The organism is Bacteroides sp. 90-K9/2 (genome assembly GCF_047310725.1).
GTDB classification, from domain to species: Bacteria; Bacteroidota; Bacteroidia; order Bacteroidales; family Bacteroidaceae; genus Bacteroides; species Bacteroides vicugnae.
Window position 1 is genome coordinate 1,974,973 of the sequence record NZ_JBCGVL010000001.1, and the last position, 15,325, is coordinate 1,990,297.

At 42.8% G+C, this 15,325-nt stretch carries 15 protein-coding genes; 4 read left to right on the forward strand and 11 right to left on the reverse strand.

Annotated elements, in window-relative coordinates; translation table 11 throughout:
- Positions 1-16 precede the first annotated feature (16 nt).
- The 3 genes from xseA to mnmA are packed head-to-tail and all read right to left on the reverse strand — an operon-like array spanning position 17 to position 3,795.
- A complete protein-coding gene (xseA, locus tag AAHJ11_RS07405; RefSeq protein WP_371826257.1) occupies positions 17-1,306 on the reverse strand; it encodes an exodeoxyribonuclease VII large subunit in 1,290 nt (429 codons plus the stop codon).
- Between the two features lie 12 nt (positions 1,307-1,318).
- Entirely contained in the window at positions 1,319-2,686 is a 1,368-nt protein-coding gene (locus AAHJ11_RS07410; protein ID WP_320982940.1) for a S8 family peptidase, read from the reverse strand.
- Positions 2,687-2,709: 23 nt separating this feature from the next.
- Complete coding sequence (gene mnmA / locus AAHJ11_RS07415) at positions 2,710-3,795, reverse strand: tRNA 2-thiouridine(34) synthase MnmA (RefSeq protein WP_320982939.1); 1,086 nt, start codon at positions 3,793-3,795, stop codon at positions 2,710-2,712.
- Between the two features lie 110 nt (positions 3,796-3,905).
- On the opposite strand from mnmA, the gene AAHJ11_RS07420 reads away from it, so the two are divergent.
- The gene (locus AAHJ11_RS07420) at positions 3,906-4,769 is read left to right on the forward strand and encodes a hypothetical protein (protein ID WP_148366553.1); all 864 of its coding nucleotides are present in this window, start codon (positions 3,906-3,908) and stop codon (positions 4,767-4,769) included.
- Here the strand turns inward: AAHJ11_RS07420 and AAHJ11_RS07425 are convergent.
- From AAHJ11_RS07425 to AAHJ11_RS07440, 4 genes are read right to left on the reverse strand one after another with little or no spacing between them, the layout of a single operon-like run.
- The gene (locus AAHJ11_RS07425; RefSeq protein ID WP_195648633.1) at positions 4,759-5,766 is read right to left on the reverse strand and encodes a metallophosphoesterase family protein; all 1,008 of its coding nucleotides are present in this window, start codon (positions 5,764-5,766) and stop codon (positions 4,759-4,761) included. The two genes, AAHJ11_RS07420 and AAHJ11_RS07425, sit on opposite strands and share 11 nt — an antisense overlap.
- Positions 5,767-5,785: 19 nt before the next feature.
- Complete coding sequence (gene ispF, locus AAHJ11_RS07430; protein WP_004297210.1) at positions 5,786-6,268, reverse strand: 2-C-methyl-D-erythritol 2,4-cyclodiphosphate synthase; 483 nt, start codon at positions 6,266-6,268, stop codon at positions 5,786-5,788.
- A gap of 39 nt (positions 6,269-6,307) precedes the next feature.
- Entirely contained in the window at positions 6,308-6,922 is a 615-nt protein-coding gene (locus tag AAHJ11_RS07435; protein ID WP_148366555.1) for a fumarylacetoacetate hydrolase family protein, read from the reverse strand.
- A complete protein-coding gene (locus AAHJ11_RS07440; protein WP_008650453.1) occupies positions 6,922-7,572 on the reverse strand; it encodes a redox-sensing transcriptional repressor Rex in 651 nt (216 codons plus the stop codon). The genes AAHJ11_RS07435 and AAHJ11_RS07440 overlap by 1 nt, the downstream gene beginning before the upstream one ends.
- Before the next feature lie 165 nt (positions 7,573-7,737).
- Here AAHJ11_RS07440 and AAHJ11_RS07445 point away from each other — a divergent pair, with 165 nt between their 5' ends.
- Together AAHJ11_RS07445 and AAHJ11_RS07450 are read left to right on the forward strand one after the other, a co-directional pair.
- Positions 7,738-8,088, forward strand: a complete 351-nt coding sequence (locus AAHJ11_RS07445) for a translation initiation factor (RefSeq protein ID WP_148366556.1) — start codon at positions 7,738-7,740, stop codon at positions 8,086-8,088.
- A gap of 17 nt (positions 8,089-8,105) precedes the next feature.
- Positions 8,106-8,615, forward strand: a complete 510-nt coding sequence (locus tag AAHJ11_RS07450) for a TlpA family protein disulfide reductase (protein WP_148366557.1) — start codon at positions 8,106-8,108, stop codon at positions 8,613-8,615.
- A 123-nt stretch (positions 8,616-8,738) separates the two neighbouring features.
- Here AAHJ11_RS07450 and tsf read toward each other — a convergent pair whose 3' ends face one another.
- The 4 genes from tsf to rplM form a co-directional block, all read right to left on the reverse strand.
- Positions 8,739-9,731, reverse strand: a complete 993-nt coding sequence (gene tsf / locus AAHJ11_RS07455; RefSeq protein ID WP_148366558.1) for a translation elongation factor Ts — start codon at positions 9,729-9,731, stop codon at positions 8,739-8,741.
- A gap of 122 nt (positions 9,732-9,853) precedes the next feature.
- Entirely contained in the window at positions 9,854-10,690 is an 837-nt protein-coding gene (gene rpsB, locus AAHJ11_RS07460; RefSeq protein WP_004305566.1) for a 30S ribosomal protein S2, read from the reverse strand.
- 121 nt (positions 10,691-10,811) lie between these two features.
- The gene (rpsI, locus tag AAHJ11_RS07465) at positions 10,812-11,198 is read right to left on the reverse strand and encodes a 30S ribosomal protein S9 (protein WP_004297203.1); all 387 of its coding nucleotides are present in this window, start codon (positions 11,196-11,198) and stop codon (positions 10,812-10,814) included.
- A gap of 6 nt (positions 11,199-11,204) precedes the next feature.
- Complete coding sequence (gene rplM, locus AAHJ11_RS07470) at positions 11,205-11,666, reverse strand: 50S ribosomal protein L13 (protein ID WP_004297202.1); 462 nt, start codon at positions 11,664-11,666, stop codon at positions 11,205-11,207.
- A 479-nt stretch (positions 11,667-12,145) separates the two neighbouring features.
- On the opposite strand from rplM, the gene AAHJ11_RS07475 reads away from it, so the two are divergent.
- Positions 12,146-15,325: a TonB-dependent receptor gene (locus AAHJ11_RS07475; RefSeq protein WP_320974399.1), complete on the forward strand. Its 3,180-nt coding sequence runs from the start codon at positions 12,146-12,148 to the stop codon at positions 15,323-15,325.

A 15,325-nucleotide genomic window follows, 5' to 3' on the forward strand; every position in this document is an offset into this window, starting at 1 on the left:
CACGTTTGGTGGATAGTTACTTTTCTACCACCGATCGAACTTCTCCTTTCGATAACCGGGTTATCAAATGGTCTCCCGGCTTCAGTGAAGATACATCCGTCACCGCTTTCCCGTCTTTTATTGTAATACTATATCCACGACTCAAGAGTTTATCCGGAGAAGCGTCCGCTATTCGTTGTTGCAAAAGTTCCAGACGGTGAGATTGACGGGCCACTAATGCTTTCGTCACCTGTGACAAATCTTTCTTTGCTACCAGCAAAGAAAAACGAGCGTCCGCAAGTTTGCGATGAACAAGATTGGGAATACGGGTTTGGAGAGTTTCCAACCTTCGTCGTTCCAGATCAAGAAGCATATAAGCTCCTTGTTGAATACGCATAGATAATTCTTCCAGATGCTCCGCAACTTCCCCTACCCGGTGAATCAGGAGTTCGGCAGCAGCCGTAGGAGTTTTTACCCGGGTATGAGCAACGGAATCAAGCACTGTATCATCGCGTTCATGCCCAATACCAGTAATGATAGGTAACGGAAATTGCGCACATGCAGCTGCCAATAGATAAGTATCAAAGCCGGACAAATCGGAAGTAGCTCCACCACCACGAATGATGACTACTACATCAAATTCATTGATGCGGGCATTAATACGATCCAAAGCCGCCAACACTGATTCTTCTACCTGATTTCCCTGCATTAAAGCCGGAAAAAGCTCCGTATAGAAAAAGAACCCGCCCGGATTATGCTGCAACTGATGACAGAAATCTCCATATCCGGCCGCAGTAGCCGAAGAGATGACAGCAATACGCTGGGGAAGAACCGGTATCTCAAGCTCTTTATTCAGCGTCAACACTCCCTCCTCTTCCAACTGTAATAATATTTCCCGGCGGCGACGAGCCATATCTCCCAATGTATAAGCAGGATCAATGTCAAGCACTGTCAGACTGTAACCGTACAGTTCATGAAACTGAACTGTTACTTTCACCAACACCTTAATGCCGGAAGTAAATAGCTGCCCTGTAGTTTCCTCAAAATAAGGCTTCAACAAACGGTAGATATTATTCCAAATCATACCGCGTGCCTTGGCTACGAGATTATTGCTACGAGGATCTTTCTGCACGAATTCCAGATAGCAATGCCCTGTCGTATTGGAACGGACATCGCTCAACTCTGCCTGTATCCAATATTCATCAGGCAGGCATTGCTCCAGACTACGGCGGACGAGTGCATTCAGCTCTAAAAGAGAAAGCCTCTCCCCACCCTCTCCCAAAGAGAGGGAGTCAGATTGCTTCGACTTATTCATAGCGTTTATCATACAGCAGTCACATTATTTCTTTTCCTTGGAAGAAAAGTTAAGATAAGCCTTCCACAAATCGGGAATACCATATCCATATATGTTATCCGGGAAATCGGCTCTATCACCCGATTGACGTACCAAATCTATAATCTGCTTCGCTGTCAGCTTCGGACAAGCCTGCCACAGACAAGCTACCATACCACACATAATCGGAGAAGAGAAAGAGGTTCCGTTGGCACGGCGAAGATTACCATCTGTTCCCATCACATCCGAATTCAGACCGACAGCCACTACATCCGGTTTCACACGTCCGTCAGCCGTATTTCCAACAGAAGAAAATGGTGCCAGCTCCCCCCTTTTATTTACAGCTCCTACCGTTATTATATTCTCTGCGTCTCCCGGAGGGGTAATTTTCTTCCACGAACCTGCCCCCGAATTTCCGGCACTGCAAACAACGACCATTCCTTTATCGGCTGCCTTCGCAGCTTCACGAGACATCAACGCATAATGACCATTCAAGTCACGATATCTATAATTCTTCGCAGGATCGTCAAATGAATAATATCCAAGCGATGTATTCACCAGATCCACTCCTACACTATCGGCAAACTCAATGGCTGCCGCCCAGTAATCCTGTTCTACCAGATTCTCCGAATATTCGTCCTCACTACGCAGCAACCAATAAGAAGCTTCAGGAGCTGTGCCAATCATCACATTCGGCTGATTCATGGCCATACAGGATAATACAGACATTCCATGGCTACTTTCAGCATAAATATCCGCTTCCGGATTCACAAAGTCACGCACCCCAAGAATACGGATATTTTTCATTGCATCAATCTTATCCACATTATGGAATCCGGCATCAATTACGGCAATAGTCATTCCCTGTCCCTTAAAGCCCGCATCATGCAGAAGATTGACACGGCTCATTGCCGCCTGTGTGATTGCAGGACCGTAAAGGCTATCGGTACGCATCGGTTTATTTATTAACGAATCTCTTTGAAGGGCTCTTTGTGTGATACCTTTCCACACTCTTTCCGTGGAACGTACAAAAGGCAACTTTGCTATTTCGTCAATCAAAGTACTATCATTGCAAGAAACAGTAACAAAATTATCCCACTTCCCGGTAACGAGTACATGGACACCTGTCTTCCGTATAGCATCTACATATTTCTTACAGACCGGCAAATCCGTGGAATCAATGGGTAATCCTTGTTTCTTTCGACGCTCTATAGATTTCATAGACAAATATTTTTCCGGTTTCTGCAAGGAATAGTCTGTAGCCACCTTGTCTTTCAGGCTAATTCGATATTTTAAGGTATCCTCCGGAGTAAACTGTGCAAACACACCCAAATACATATTTAAAGCGAGAATCAATACTATAAACTTCTTCATAAGTTATCTTTCTTTTTAATCAATCATAATCCTTCATTTTCTATAATCACCAACCCGATTCCTCTTTGAGAAGCAATGAAAGCTCCTCCCAACACTCGTCTCCCGTCATAAAACACGGCAGATTGTCCCGGGGCAATGGCCGAAGCCGTTTCGAGGAAACGTACTAACAGACGTCCGTCTTCCAATCTTTTCACCCGGCAGGGGATAGGACGACTGCGATAACGAATCCGTACTGTCAGATTCTGACATCCGAACAGTTCCTGTTCATCCACAATCTTATCCTGCTCCGCCAACATGTATTCTGTTTTTAATTGGTCGGCATCCCCAAGCATCACGGTATTTTTCTGCGGGTTGATTTTCAATACATAGGCCGGCTTTCCTAAAGCAATCTCCAATCCCTTACGCTGACCAATTGTATAATAAGGCGCCCCTTTATGTTGCCCCAACTTCACCCCTTCAGAGTTGACAAACCATCCCGGTCCGATTTCACTATCCAGTTCAGGACACTGTTCACGAAGAAAATCACGATAATCTCCTTTAATAAAGCAGACTTCCATACTTTCCCCTTCTTTCGACTTTGCCTCATATCCTTTCTCCGCAAGATACTCGCGAACTTTCACTTTCGTATAATCTCCCAACGGAAAGATACAACGCTTCAGCACTTCCTGTCCCAATCTCCAAAGGAAATACGACTGGTCTTTCTTATCATCATCTCCGGCTACTATATACGTGTATCCGTTTTTCTCTTCCAACCGTGAATAATGTCCGGTAGCAATCCATGCACAATTCAACTTGTCCGCCCACTCTGTCAAAACACGGAACTTAAACAACGGATTGCACATCACGCACGGATTCGGCGTACGCCCCTGCTTATATTCGTCTATGAAGTTTTTTACAATGGTCTCTTTAAAAGGAATACGTTCATCTGCCACATAATGTTCAATCCCCATCCGTGCAGCCAACTCTCTGGCATCCTGCGGTTCATCTCCCCACACACGCATAGTAACTCCCACGATCTCGTATCCTTGTTCTTGCAGCATCAAGCAAGTAGCGGTGCTGTCTATGCCACCACTCATACCTACCAATACTCTCTTATTTCGTTCTTCCATTCGAATTTTGAAAATTTACATGGATACAAATGTACGAGATTTCAAAGAGAAAAATTGCTTTTCTGAAAGAAAATCCTTATATTTGAAATATACCAAAAGCGAGAACAATTATGGCTAACCCAAGATTACCGGGCATTTCCGAAAACGAGCAAGCCTTATTGTATGCCAAATTGAATGAGTACAACCGGGGCAGAGCCTCTTTTAAAGAGGTAGGAGTCTACCTGGTGGTGTTGCCCCGACCGGGGAAACCAAACTATTCCCTTTGGCTGTACTCTCCCCTGCCCGAAAAACAATCCATTCTTTATATACATGACCTGTCACCGGACATCAACGACTCCCTGCGGATGGCCAGCACGATGTTTTATTATTCGAGACGTTGTATCATCCTGGTAGATTACAATGAGAAAAGAATGCAGAGTAATGGTGACGACCTTATCTTCTTCGGAAAATACCGGGGACATTTTCTCCATGAAATCCTCAAGATAGATCCCGCTTACCTAAGTTGGGTAGCGTACAAATTCATTCCCAAAATACCTAAACAGGAACGTTTCGTCAAAATAGCACAAGCTTATTATTCCATACATTTGGACATAATGATAAGAAAGTCGAGGGAGAAGCGTTCACCCAGCCGCTATCTGGGAGAATTAGGAGAAAAGCTGACAGACTTAAAATTAAAAGTCACTCGGGTAAGATTGGAAGATGATCCATACAAAACAAGAGTGAACGGCACTACCCCACAGTTTTTTGTCAAGCAAATACTGACTTTGACCGATGCCAGTGGAAACTTAGTCATTATGAGTATTCCATCAAAAAATCCCAGTGCGATTTCATGCACTCTATCTGGGATAGAACATGAATACCGACTGGGAGATATTATCTACGTCGCATCAGCGAAAGTATCACGCCAATATGAAAGCTATGGTTCAAAATACACGCGCCTTAGCCACGTGAAGTTCGCAAGTCTCAACGTTTAGTCCAATCGTCCTTGACAAAACTTGCCGGATAAGAGATTTTATCCACCACACCGTCTTTCTGACGAATCCAGGATGTGAATGTACGGGTACCCTCATCCAATACAATAATACGGGCTCCATTCGGCAAATGGTTATATTCCGTATTTCCACCGGTAAAGCGTCCGTAAGCCAAAAGGATATCTTTCCACATCACAGCATAATCATTATCATGGTCGTGTCCTACAAACATACCCATCACATCGCCAGCTTCTTTCATCGCTGCAAACATTCCTGTATTCAATTTAGGTGCACAGGCTTCCTCCATACGAGTTCCACGAAGAATTGCATTTTCGCTACGGGCAGCTTCATTGTATTCAGGAAGAGGAATATGAAAAAAAGCAAGAGCCGGCAAAGGTTGTCCACCGTTTTGCTCTTTATAAGCCGCACTCTGTTGACGATACCAATTTATCTGGTCGAATGTAAGCCATGCATACCCTTTCACATCTTTCAAAGGAGAATAAGAATGAGAATCCATGCAATAAAGCAAAGCAGCATCCTTCTTTAGATTAGAAGACGATTTCACTGTCAATACATAATCCGGTGACAAAACAGTTCCGCGATCAGGCAATAAATTGCCGGGAACTTTACGGATGATATCATATAACTGTTCCCGTGTCATTCCCTGTTCATTGTCATGATTACCAAAAGTAACCACAAAAGGCAGTTTACGCTTAACTACCGGTTCAAGTACCTGCAACATTCCGGAATCCGCCGGAGCAGAATAAACGACATCACCGGTAAATATCACTAAATCCGGACGTTCGTCATCAAGCACCTGATTAATACGTTCCAAAGCTATATCTGAAGCCCGATTTCCATATTTAAAATGCACATCGGTAAATTGTACAATCTTGAATTTACCATCTTTACTAAATTTCAGTTCACTCTTCTGAGCCATACAAAAAGTCGTTACCAATAAAAAGGCAAGTGTTAAGTAGATTTTTAAAAGACGAATCATAATTATTTGTTTTAGGGGATTAAGAAATCTTTTCTATCAGCACAGTAGCATAAGCCGATATACCTTCTTCACGACCTGTAAAACCGAGTTTCTCAGTAGTAGTCGCCTTAATGGAAATATCATCCATGTCAATCCCCATAACAGTTGCCATTGTCTCCTGCATCAAAGGAATGTGCGCTTTTAACTTCGGGCGTTCGGCACAAATGGTTGCATCGATATTGCCCACTTTATATCCTTTGGTAGCAATCAACTCCACCGTTTTCTTCAGCAGTATCTTGCTATCTATATTTTTAAATTCTCCTGCAGTATCAGGGAAATGATAGCCAATATCACGCATATTCGCCGCCCCCAACAGAGCATCGCAAACAGCATGCAATAATACATCAGCATCCGAATGCCCTAACAATCCTTTTGTGTGTTCCAAAAGAATGCCACCCAGCCATAACTCACGTCCTTCGACCAACTGATGTACGTCAAAACCAAAGCCTACTCTTATCTTCATATTTTGTATAACAAATGAGTACTAATGAATAAAAAAAGATCAACGAATATAGAAATCCAGCAGTTTTTCTTCCTCCAGATAACCTTGCAAACGCTGTCCGATACTAACAGGGCCTACACCTACAGGAGTCCCTGTAAAGAGCAAGTCACCTATTTTCAAAGTTACAAACTGGCTGACATAAGCGATTATATCATCTATCTTGAAAAGCATATCTGCCGTACAGCCACGCTGCACTTCCTGTCCGTCGATCAACAAATGAAAGTCAAGATTCTGAATATCCTTATAGTGCTCCACCGGAACAAAAGTTCCAATGGCAGCCGACGAATCAAAACCTTTGCAAAGCTCCCAAGGATTACCCTGCTCACGGAATTTTCGCTGAAGGTCACGAGCCGTAAAGTCGATACCTACAGTCACTGCATCATAATAGCGGTTAGCAAAACGGGGAGCGATATTTTTCCCCAATCGGTTGATACGGACTACCAATTCCGTTTCATAATGTATCTCTTTAGAAAAGTCGGGAATGAAAAACGGTTTGCCATCCTTCAGAATAGCAGAATCAGGCTTCATAAAAATCACCGGCTCCGTATTTACTTGTGTATGTCCCAGTTCTTTGTTATGCTGGGCGTAGTTCATTCCTACTGCAATAATCTTCATTATTTCTCGTTAAAATTCAATCGGTTAAACATAACAGCCAAATGAGCATATAGAGACGTATTCTGCACCACTATATTCTCAGGCACACGAATTCGGAAAGGAGTAAAGTTCCATACGGCTTTTATGCCTCCGTCTACCATCTTATCTGTAATTTCCTGAGCAATATTAATAGGTACGGTCAATACACCGATATTTACATCGTATTCTTTCATCTTTGCTTCAAAGTCATCGGAATGAAAAATAGGAATGCCATTCAGATCTTTTCCCACCAGTTCCGGATTCACATCAAAAGCAGCCACAATCTCCAGTCCGAAATGATGCAAACCAGAATCCCGAAGCAAAGCAGCCCCCAGGCTACCTACACCAAACAAGAAGGCTTTGTGCATATTGGTAAATCCAAGAAAGCTCTCTAACACCTCAATCAACGCATCAATATTGTATCCCACTCTCGTACGCCCCGAGATATTGACGTATGACAAATCCTTGGCGATTTGAGAAGCGTCAATATTTATTTCCTTAGAGATTTGTGTAGAAGAGACATACTGCTCCCCTTTTTCTTTCATTAGTTTTATATTGGACAGATACCAGGGAAGTCTGCGCAAGGTAGGCTCCGGCACTTTATCCGCCTCTTTTCGTATATAAGTGCTCATACTTCTTACAAAATTTGGTATTTTGCAAAAGTACATTATTTTTTGAGACTGACAACCCTATAACAGAAAACCTTAATAGAGATTAAACAAAACGATGAAAAGAGACTCAAATTTTGCTCTTTTCGATAAGTTTAATACTTTTGAAAAGGATTAAAAATAACAAGTATGAAAAATAATGATTGGAAAGATAGATTGAACGTTGTGTACTCCACGAATCCAGACTTCGGCTATGAAATGGATAACGATGAAGAACAGGTTACCCTCGACAAAGACAAGCAAAACCTGCGAGTTTCCATTGACAAAAAGAACCGGGGTGGTAAAGTGGTAACATTAATTACCGGATTTGTGGGTACGGATAATGATTTGAAAGAGCTGGGCAAGTTACTGAAAAGCAAATGTGGAGTAGGCGGTTCAGCTAAAGACGGAGAGATAATGGTACAAGGAGATTTCAAGACCAAGATCATAGATCTACTCATCAAAGAAGGATATACTAAAACCAAAGGCGTAGGAGGTTAAATTAAATAATACAAGATATGAGAAAAGTAATATTATTCTGTGCGGCAACACTATTCTCGCTGCTGTCATTCGCACAAGAAAGTGATATGGATATTGTCAAGGTAGGTGACAATATGCCTGCTTTCACCCTTCATTCAACAGCAAACGGTACTGTAAACTCTGCAGATCTAAAAGGGAAAGTTGTATTAATCAATATTTTCGCCACCTGGTGCGGTCCTTGCCAAAGCGAACTGGCTGAAGTTCAGAAAACACTCTGGCCTAAATATAAAAACAACAAGGATTTCTGTATGTTAGTAATCGGTCGCGAGCATACAGACGACCAATTAGCGGAATACAATAAAAGAAAAGGGTTTACATTTCCCCTCTACCCGGATCCCAAACGGGAAGTTACAGGTAAATTTGCCACCAAAATGATTCCCAGAAGTTATTTAATAGACAAAGAAGGAAAAGTAATATCAGCTACTACCGGCTATGAAGATGGAGCCATAGATACGCTGATGAAGCAAATAGATAAAGCACTGAAATAGTCCCTATCCCTAAGATATGCCTTAAAGAAAAAGAGTCCGGTGCAATACCGAACTCTTTTCCTGAATTTTAAATGTAAAAAATGACTTGGCAAGTAAGTAATACTTAACAAGAATTGAATCTGATTATTCAGCTTTCAAAGTGAAACGCTTGAAGTCAACAATCTTCAGTTCAGGATCAGCAGCAGCCAACACTTCTCTTACAGTCTTCTTAGCGTCCATGATATCTTCTTGGTTCAGCAGGCAAACTTCTTTCAAGAACTTAGCCAGACGACCCTTAGCGATGTTCTGAATCATTTGTTCAGGCAGATGTGCAGCCTTTTCAGCAGAAACAGTAGCAATGATTTCTTTTGCTCTCGCTACATCTTCAGCTGTAATCCAACCTTTAGCCATATTGCTTTCCATGTGGTCTTCACTGTCTACATGAGCCGGGTTGATGTTAGCTTTCTTCAGAGCAGCTTCTACAGCCTTCTGTACCTGTTCAGCCTTTGTCTTTTCGATAGCTACTTCGATTTCTTTTTGCTTCACTTCTTCAGAAACACCATCCTCATCAATAGCGATCGGATTCATGGCAGCAATCTGCATAGCTACTTGCTTAGCCAACTGCTCGTCAACGTTCTTGTTAAAAGCAACAATCGTACAAAGACCATTTCTGTTCATGTGGTTGTAAACAGCAGTGCTTGCACCTTCTACAGTCATGTAACCATCAAGTTCCATTTTTTCACCTGTGATACCGCTACGGTCAGTCACTGCATCCTGCACAGTACCGTTACCCATCGGCAATGCTTTTACTTCGTCCAATGTCTTGCATTTGTTAGCCACAGCAAGATCAAGAATATCCTGAGTCAGTTTCACAAAGTCAGCATTCTGAGCTACGAAGTCAGTTTCACACTTCAAAGCAATGACAACGGCATAGTCACCGGTAGTCTTAGCCAGAACGCAACCTTCAGAAGCCTCACGTTCAGAACGCTTAGCAGCAACAGCTTGTCCTTTCTTACGGATAATCTCCATTGCCTTGTCGTAATCGCCATCAGCCTCTGTTAATGCATTCTTGCAATCCATCATACCAGCTCCGGTCATTTTGCGCAGCTTGGTAATATCAGCCATAGTTACAGCCATAATAATTTCCTTTATTTAAATGAATAATAATTTTCGAAACAAAAAAATGTGCCAATCTGCCAATCAAGATGCAAGTGTATAACAATACCCTTGCACATTAGCAAATTGGCACATTTTATATATTAAGCCTCTTCGTCTTCCTTGATGAAAGCAGCAGCTTTAGCTGCGTTGATAGCTTCTTCGTCAGACTTGTCGAGTCTAGCTTTTACTGATTTCTTCTTGCCTTTGTTAGCAGGAGCCTCACCAGCTGCTTCCATGTCGATCTTTTCAGCTTTTCTTTCTTCCAAACCTTCGATCATTGCAGCGCAACAAGCATCCAGGATAACTTCTATTGATTTAGTAGCGTCATCATTAGCAGGAATTACGAAATCCACGTTTGAAGGATCAGAGTTAGTATCAACGATACCAAATACAGGGATACCCAAACGGTTAGCTTCGCGAACTGCGATATTTTCTTTCATTACGTCGATTACGAACAATGCAGACGGCAGACGAGTCAGGTCAGCGATAGATCCCAAAGTCTTGTCTAATTTTGCACGTTGACGAGAAATCTGAAGAACTTCTCTCTTAGAGAGGTTAGAATATGTACCATCGTTAGTCAATTTATCGATAGTAGCCATCTTCTTCACAGCCTTACGGATAGTCGGGAAGTTAGTCAACATACCACCCGGCCAACGCTCGATTACATAAGGCATATTAACAGATTGAGCTTTCTCAGCCACAACTTGTTTAGCTTGTTTTTTAGTAGCAACAAAAAGAACTTTCTTGCCAGATTTGGCAATCTGTTTCAAAGCTTCAGCAGCTTCGTCTACTTTTGCAACTGTTTTGTGGAGGTCAATGATATGAATACCATTGCGTTCCATGAAAATATAAGGAGCCATTGCAGGGTTCCACTTTCTCTTAAGGTGTCCGAAGTGGCAACCAGCCTCCAATAATGTATCAAAATTTGTTCTTGACATCTTGTTTTTTCTTTAAATCGTTTACTTTCTTTTTTGTTTTTTCTAAACCAACCGCTGGGTAGTCTATGAGCAGAGTCCCAGTAGTTTAGATACTAAACATATTCCTCTATCAGGCAGCACATTAACGCTTGCTGAACTGGAATCTTCTACGAGCTTTCGGCTGTCCCGGTTTCTTACGTTCAACAGAACGAGGGTCACGAGTCATGAAGCCTTCTGCACGAAGAGCAGCTTTATCTTCAGCGTTCATCTTAACCAGTGCACGAGCGATTGCCAAACGCAATGCCTGAGACTGACCTGTGAAACCACCACCACACAAGTTAACCTTGATGTCATACTTCTCAGCAGCACCCAGCTTGTTCAATGGTTGTTTTACAACATACTGAAGAATAGTTGATGGAAAGTACTCTGCAAGGTCTCTCTTGTTAATAGTAATCTTTCCTGTACCTTCGCTTACGAATATGCGTGCAATAGCACGTTTACGTCTGCCTAATGCATTTACTACTTCCATTATATCTTATTTATATGAATTAATATCAATCATTTTCGGGTTCTGTGCAGCCTGTTTGTGTTCGCTACCAGCGTAAACATACAAGTTGTTCAGCAATTTAGCTCCCAGAATATTCTTAGGAAGCATGCCCTTCACTACTTTTTTCAGTAATCTCTCTTCACCGTTCGGTTTTGTAATCAAACGGGCAGGAGTCATTTCTCTCTGACCACCAGGATAACCAGTATATGACAAATATACTCTGTCATTCCATTTGTTACCAGTCAGTTTTACTTTGTCTGCATTGATGATGATAACGTTATCACCGCAGTCTACGTGAGGAGTAAAGTTTGGTTTGTACTTTCCTCTCAGCAATTTTGCAACTTTTGCTCCCAGACGACCTAAAGTCTGGTCTGTAGCGTCAACGATAACCCATTCTTTGGTTACAGTCGCTTTGTTTGCAGAAATGGTCTTGTAACTTAAAGTATCCACTCTAATTTTGTTTTTTAAATGTTACTACTAAAATTGTCTTCACCACTTATTAGTCTTCCCCGGACAAAGGAATACTAACTAGCTATGAATTAATCTCTTATCATTTTGTGATAATAATCGGCTTGCAAAAGTACGGCTTTTCTTTGAATTGGCAAACAATTTCTTCCTTTTTTTGGATTTATCCGGTTGAATAACAAGAGATATAAAGATATTATCGGAAAACAAAAAGTCATCTCTGGAAGATTTCAAAGTAAATTATAATTCAGACTATTATATAAATAAGGTGTAACAGAGATCTGCCACCTTCCCTACAAGCATCACAACAGGTATCGGGATAAATTCTAAAGGGTTTTAGACGATTTCAAAAGCCCCCTATCTGTTTTCAAAAAAAGGAAAAACAATACTAAAATAGTAATAGAAAGAAAAGCATCTATCTTTGCCATAGATTCTTAATCCAGAAAACAACGAATAGAATTGATATGAAAAACATTCAAAAACTTCTCTTTCTTGCGGTTTGCCTTTGCACCGCACTTACGGTCAAAGCACAAAACCTGACTGTCACCGGAAAGGTCATAGACTCGGAAGGTCTTGAGGTGATCGGTGCCAACATTACTCTGAAAGGTACTCCCGGCGTCGGTGCAATCAGTGATTTAAGCGGAAATTACAAGATTCAGGTAAACAATGCCGCTAAAGACATTCTCGTATTCTCTTATATAGGAATGAAAACACAGGAAGTACACGTAAAAGGAAAAACGGTCGTCAATGTCACGCTGCAAAGTGATGCCAAAGCATTGGACGAGGTGGTTGTGGTAGGTTACGGAACCAGTAAGCGTAGTGACCTGACCGGTTCTGTGGTTTCTGTAAAAAGCGAAGATTTGATGAGAATGCCTACTTCCGACGTCACCCAAGCATTGGCGGGACGGGTGGCAGGTGTACAAATAACCCAAAGTGAAGGTGCCCCGGGGTCTACCATTTCCATACGTGTACGCGGTGGTATTTCCATTACGCAAAGTAATGAACCTCTTTATATTATCGACGGCTTCCCCAGCGAAGACGGAATGTCTACTATCGACCCTGCCGAGATTGAAACGATTGATATCCTGAAAGATGCCTCGGCAACTGCCATTTACGGTGCACGCGGAGCAAACGGGGTAGTGGTAATCACCACAAAGCAAGGAAACAAAGACGGTTCCAAGATGAGTATCAGTTTCGACAGTTATGTAGGCGTGAAGACTCTGGCACGCAAACTGCCGGTACTCTCTACCAAGGAGTTTGTCCTGCTGGATTATGAGCGCAGATTACAATTCAACGGTGAAACAGGAGTGAAAAGTTTCCAGTCTATCTACGGTTCTTTCCTGGATATTGATGAAAACTACGGCAACTACGCCGGAATCGACTGGCAGGAAGAGACTTTAGGAAGAGTAGCCACTTCACAGAATTACCGTGTACGCATCTCCGGAGGAAACAAGGAACTGCAATACTCCCTGAACTATACTTATTTCAAAGACCTTGGAGCTATGCAGTACAGCGGAAACGACAAGCATAATATTTCATTCAGCCTTTCCCACAAACCTACCAAGCGTATTTCTGTCAATGCCCGTGTAAACTACGACCAGACCTATATATATGGTATGGGGACTTCCGACCAGTCCACCCGTTTCAACAAGATGGAGCATATCCTGCAATATCGCCCCACCAAAGGGATCTATGGAGATGACGAGAGCCTGCTGAAGAATGAAGAAGACAATATCACCGACGAAGAAGGCAATCCGATGCAGAATCCGCTCACCTCTGCCGCCCAAGAAATAAACAAAAGGCAATTGCGTACTTTCCAAGCCAATGGAGGGCTGACTTTCAATATTGCCAAAGGATTCAGTTTCCGCAACAATACCGGTATGCGTTACCAAACCACGCGCTTTGATGTCTTTTATGGAGAGAAATCCAGCATCGGAAAACGTTCCAGCGCCAACGGATATATCCAATACGCGGAAAACAACAGCTTCCAGACTTCCAATGTGCTCAACTATGAATACAAGAAGAAAAAGCATAAATTAGTCGCTATGCTCGGACAGGAATGGGTATCACGATGGACACGCAATATGCGCGCCAGTGCCACCAATTTCCCCAATAACGATATTAACCTGGATGATATGAACCTCGGCATTCCGGGTTCCATTACTTCCAATGCCAATTACGATGACAAATTACTGTCCTTCTTCACCCGGTTCAATTACAATTTCGGAGAAAAATATCTGGTGACCGCTACTTTACGTGCCGACGGTTCTTCCAAATTCAGTGAGGACAAGAAATGGGGACTTTTCCCCTCCGTTTCTGCCGCATGGCGTATGGGCGAGGAGAAGTTTATCAAGAACCTGAACTTGTTTTCCGACCTGAAGTTACGTGTCGGATATGGTATGTCGGGCAACAACCGCATCGGCAGTTATGCTTCACTGAACCTGCTGAATTCCGTGAAATATCCGAATGGTGAAAGTAATATGCCCGGATACGTACCGACCGCTATCCCGAACGAAATGCTTCAATGGGAATCCAACAACACACTCAATATCGGACTGGATTTAGGTTTTCTGGAACAACGCCTGACTATATCCCCGGAGTTTTACGTGAACGAAAGTACCCACTTACTCCTGAACTCACGCATACCCAGCTCTTCAGGATACAGCAATATGATTCGCAATATCGGAAAGACGCAGAACATCGGCGTCGACCTGACCATCAGTTCCGTCAACATACAAAAACGCAACTTCACATGGAATACCAACTTCAACTTGTCTCACAACAAGAATACGATCAAAGCATTGTCCGGAGAGCAATTCTTCCTCGAAGAAGCCAAATTCGGTTATAACCAAAAGACACACAAGATAGAAGTAGGCAAGTCAATCGGACAGTTCTACGGATACCGTACCCTCGGACTTTATCAGGTAGAGGACTTTGATTATGACCCGAACACTAAAAAATACACATTGAAAGAAGGAATCCCTTACAGAGGTTCCCGCAGTGAAACGCAACCGGGTATGTGGAAATTTGCCGATACCGACGGGAACAAAGTGATTGATGAAAACGACCAGACGGTTATCGGTGAAGCCAATCCGAAATTCTTCGGCGGATTGAACAACACTTTCACTTATAAGAATTTCGACCTGAGCATATTCTTTACCTTCTCCTACGGAGGCGAAGTATTGAATGCCACCAAACTGACCAATACCCAAGCCGGCAAATCCGGATACAACGTACTGGATGCAGTGAACAGCAGCAAGCGCTGGATGACCATCAACCGGAATGGTGACATTATAACAGACCCGCAAGAGCTTGCCGCATTAAATGCAGGCAAAAGCGCAGCCGTTGTCAACGATATGGAACAGGGAGACACCTATATCCACTCATGGGCAGTAGAAGATGCCTCTTACCTGCGGCTAAGCAACGTGACTATCGGGTACAACTTCCCCAGAAAATGGATACGGAAAGCCGGCATCCAGAAACTCCGCCTGTATGCGACAGGCAGCAACCTGTTTGTCTGGACTCCCTATACCGGATTCGACCCGGAAGTTTCTACCAAAGGCAGCAACCTGACTCCCGGAGTAGACTACGGAGCATATCCGAGAAGCCATTCCTACGTATTCGGTCTGAATGTGACCTTTTAA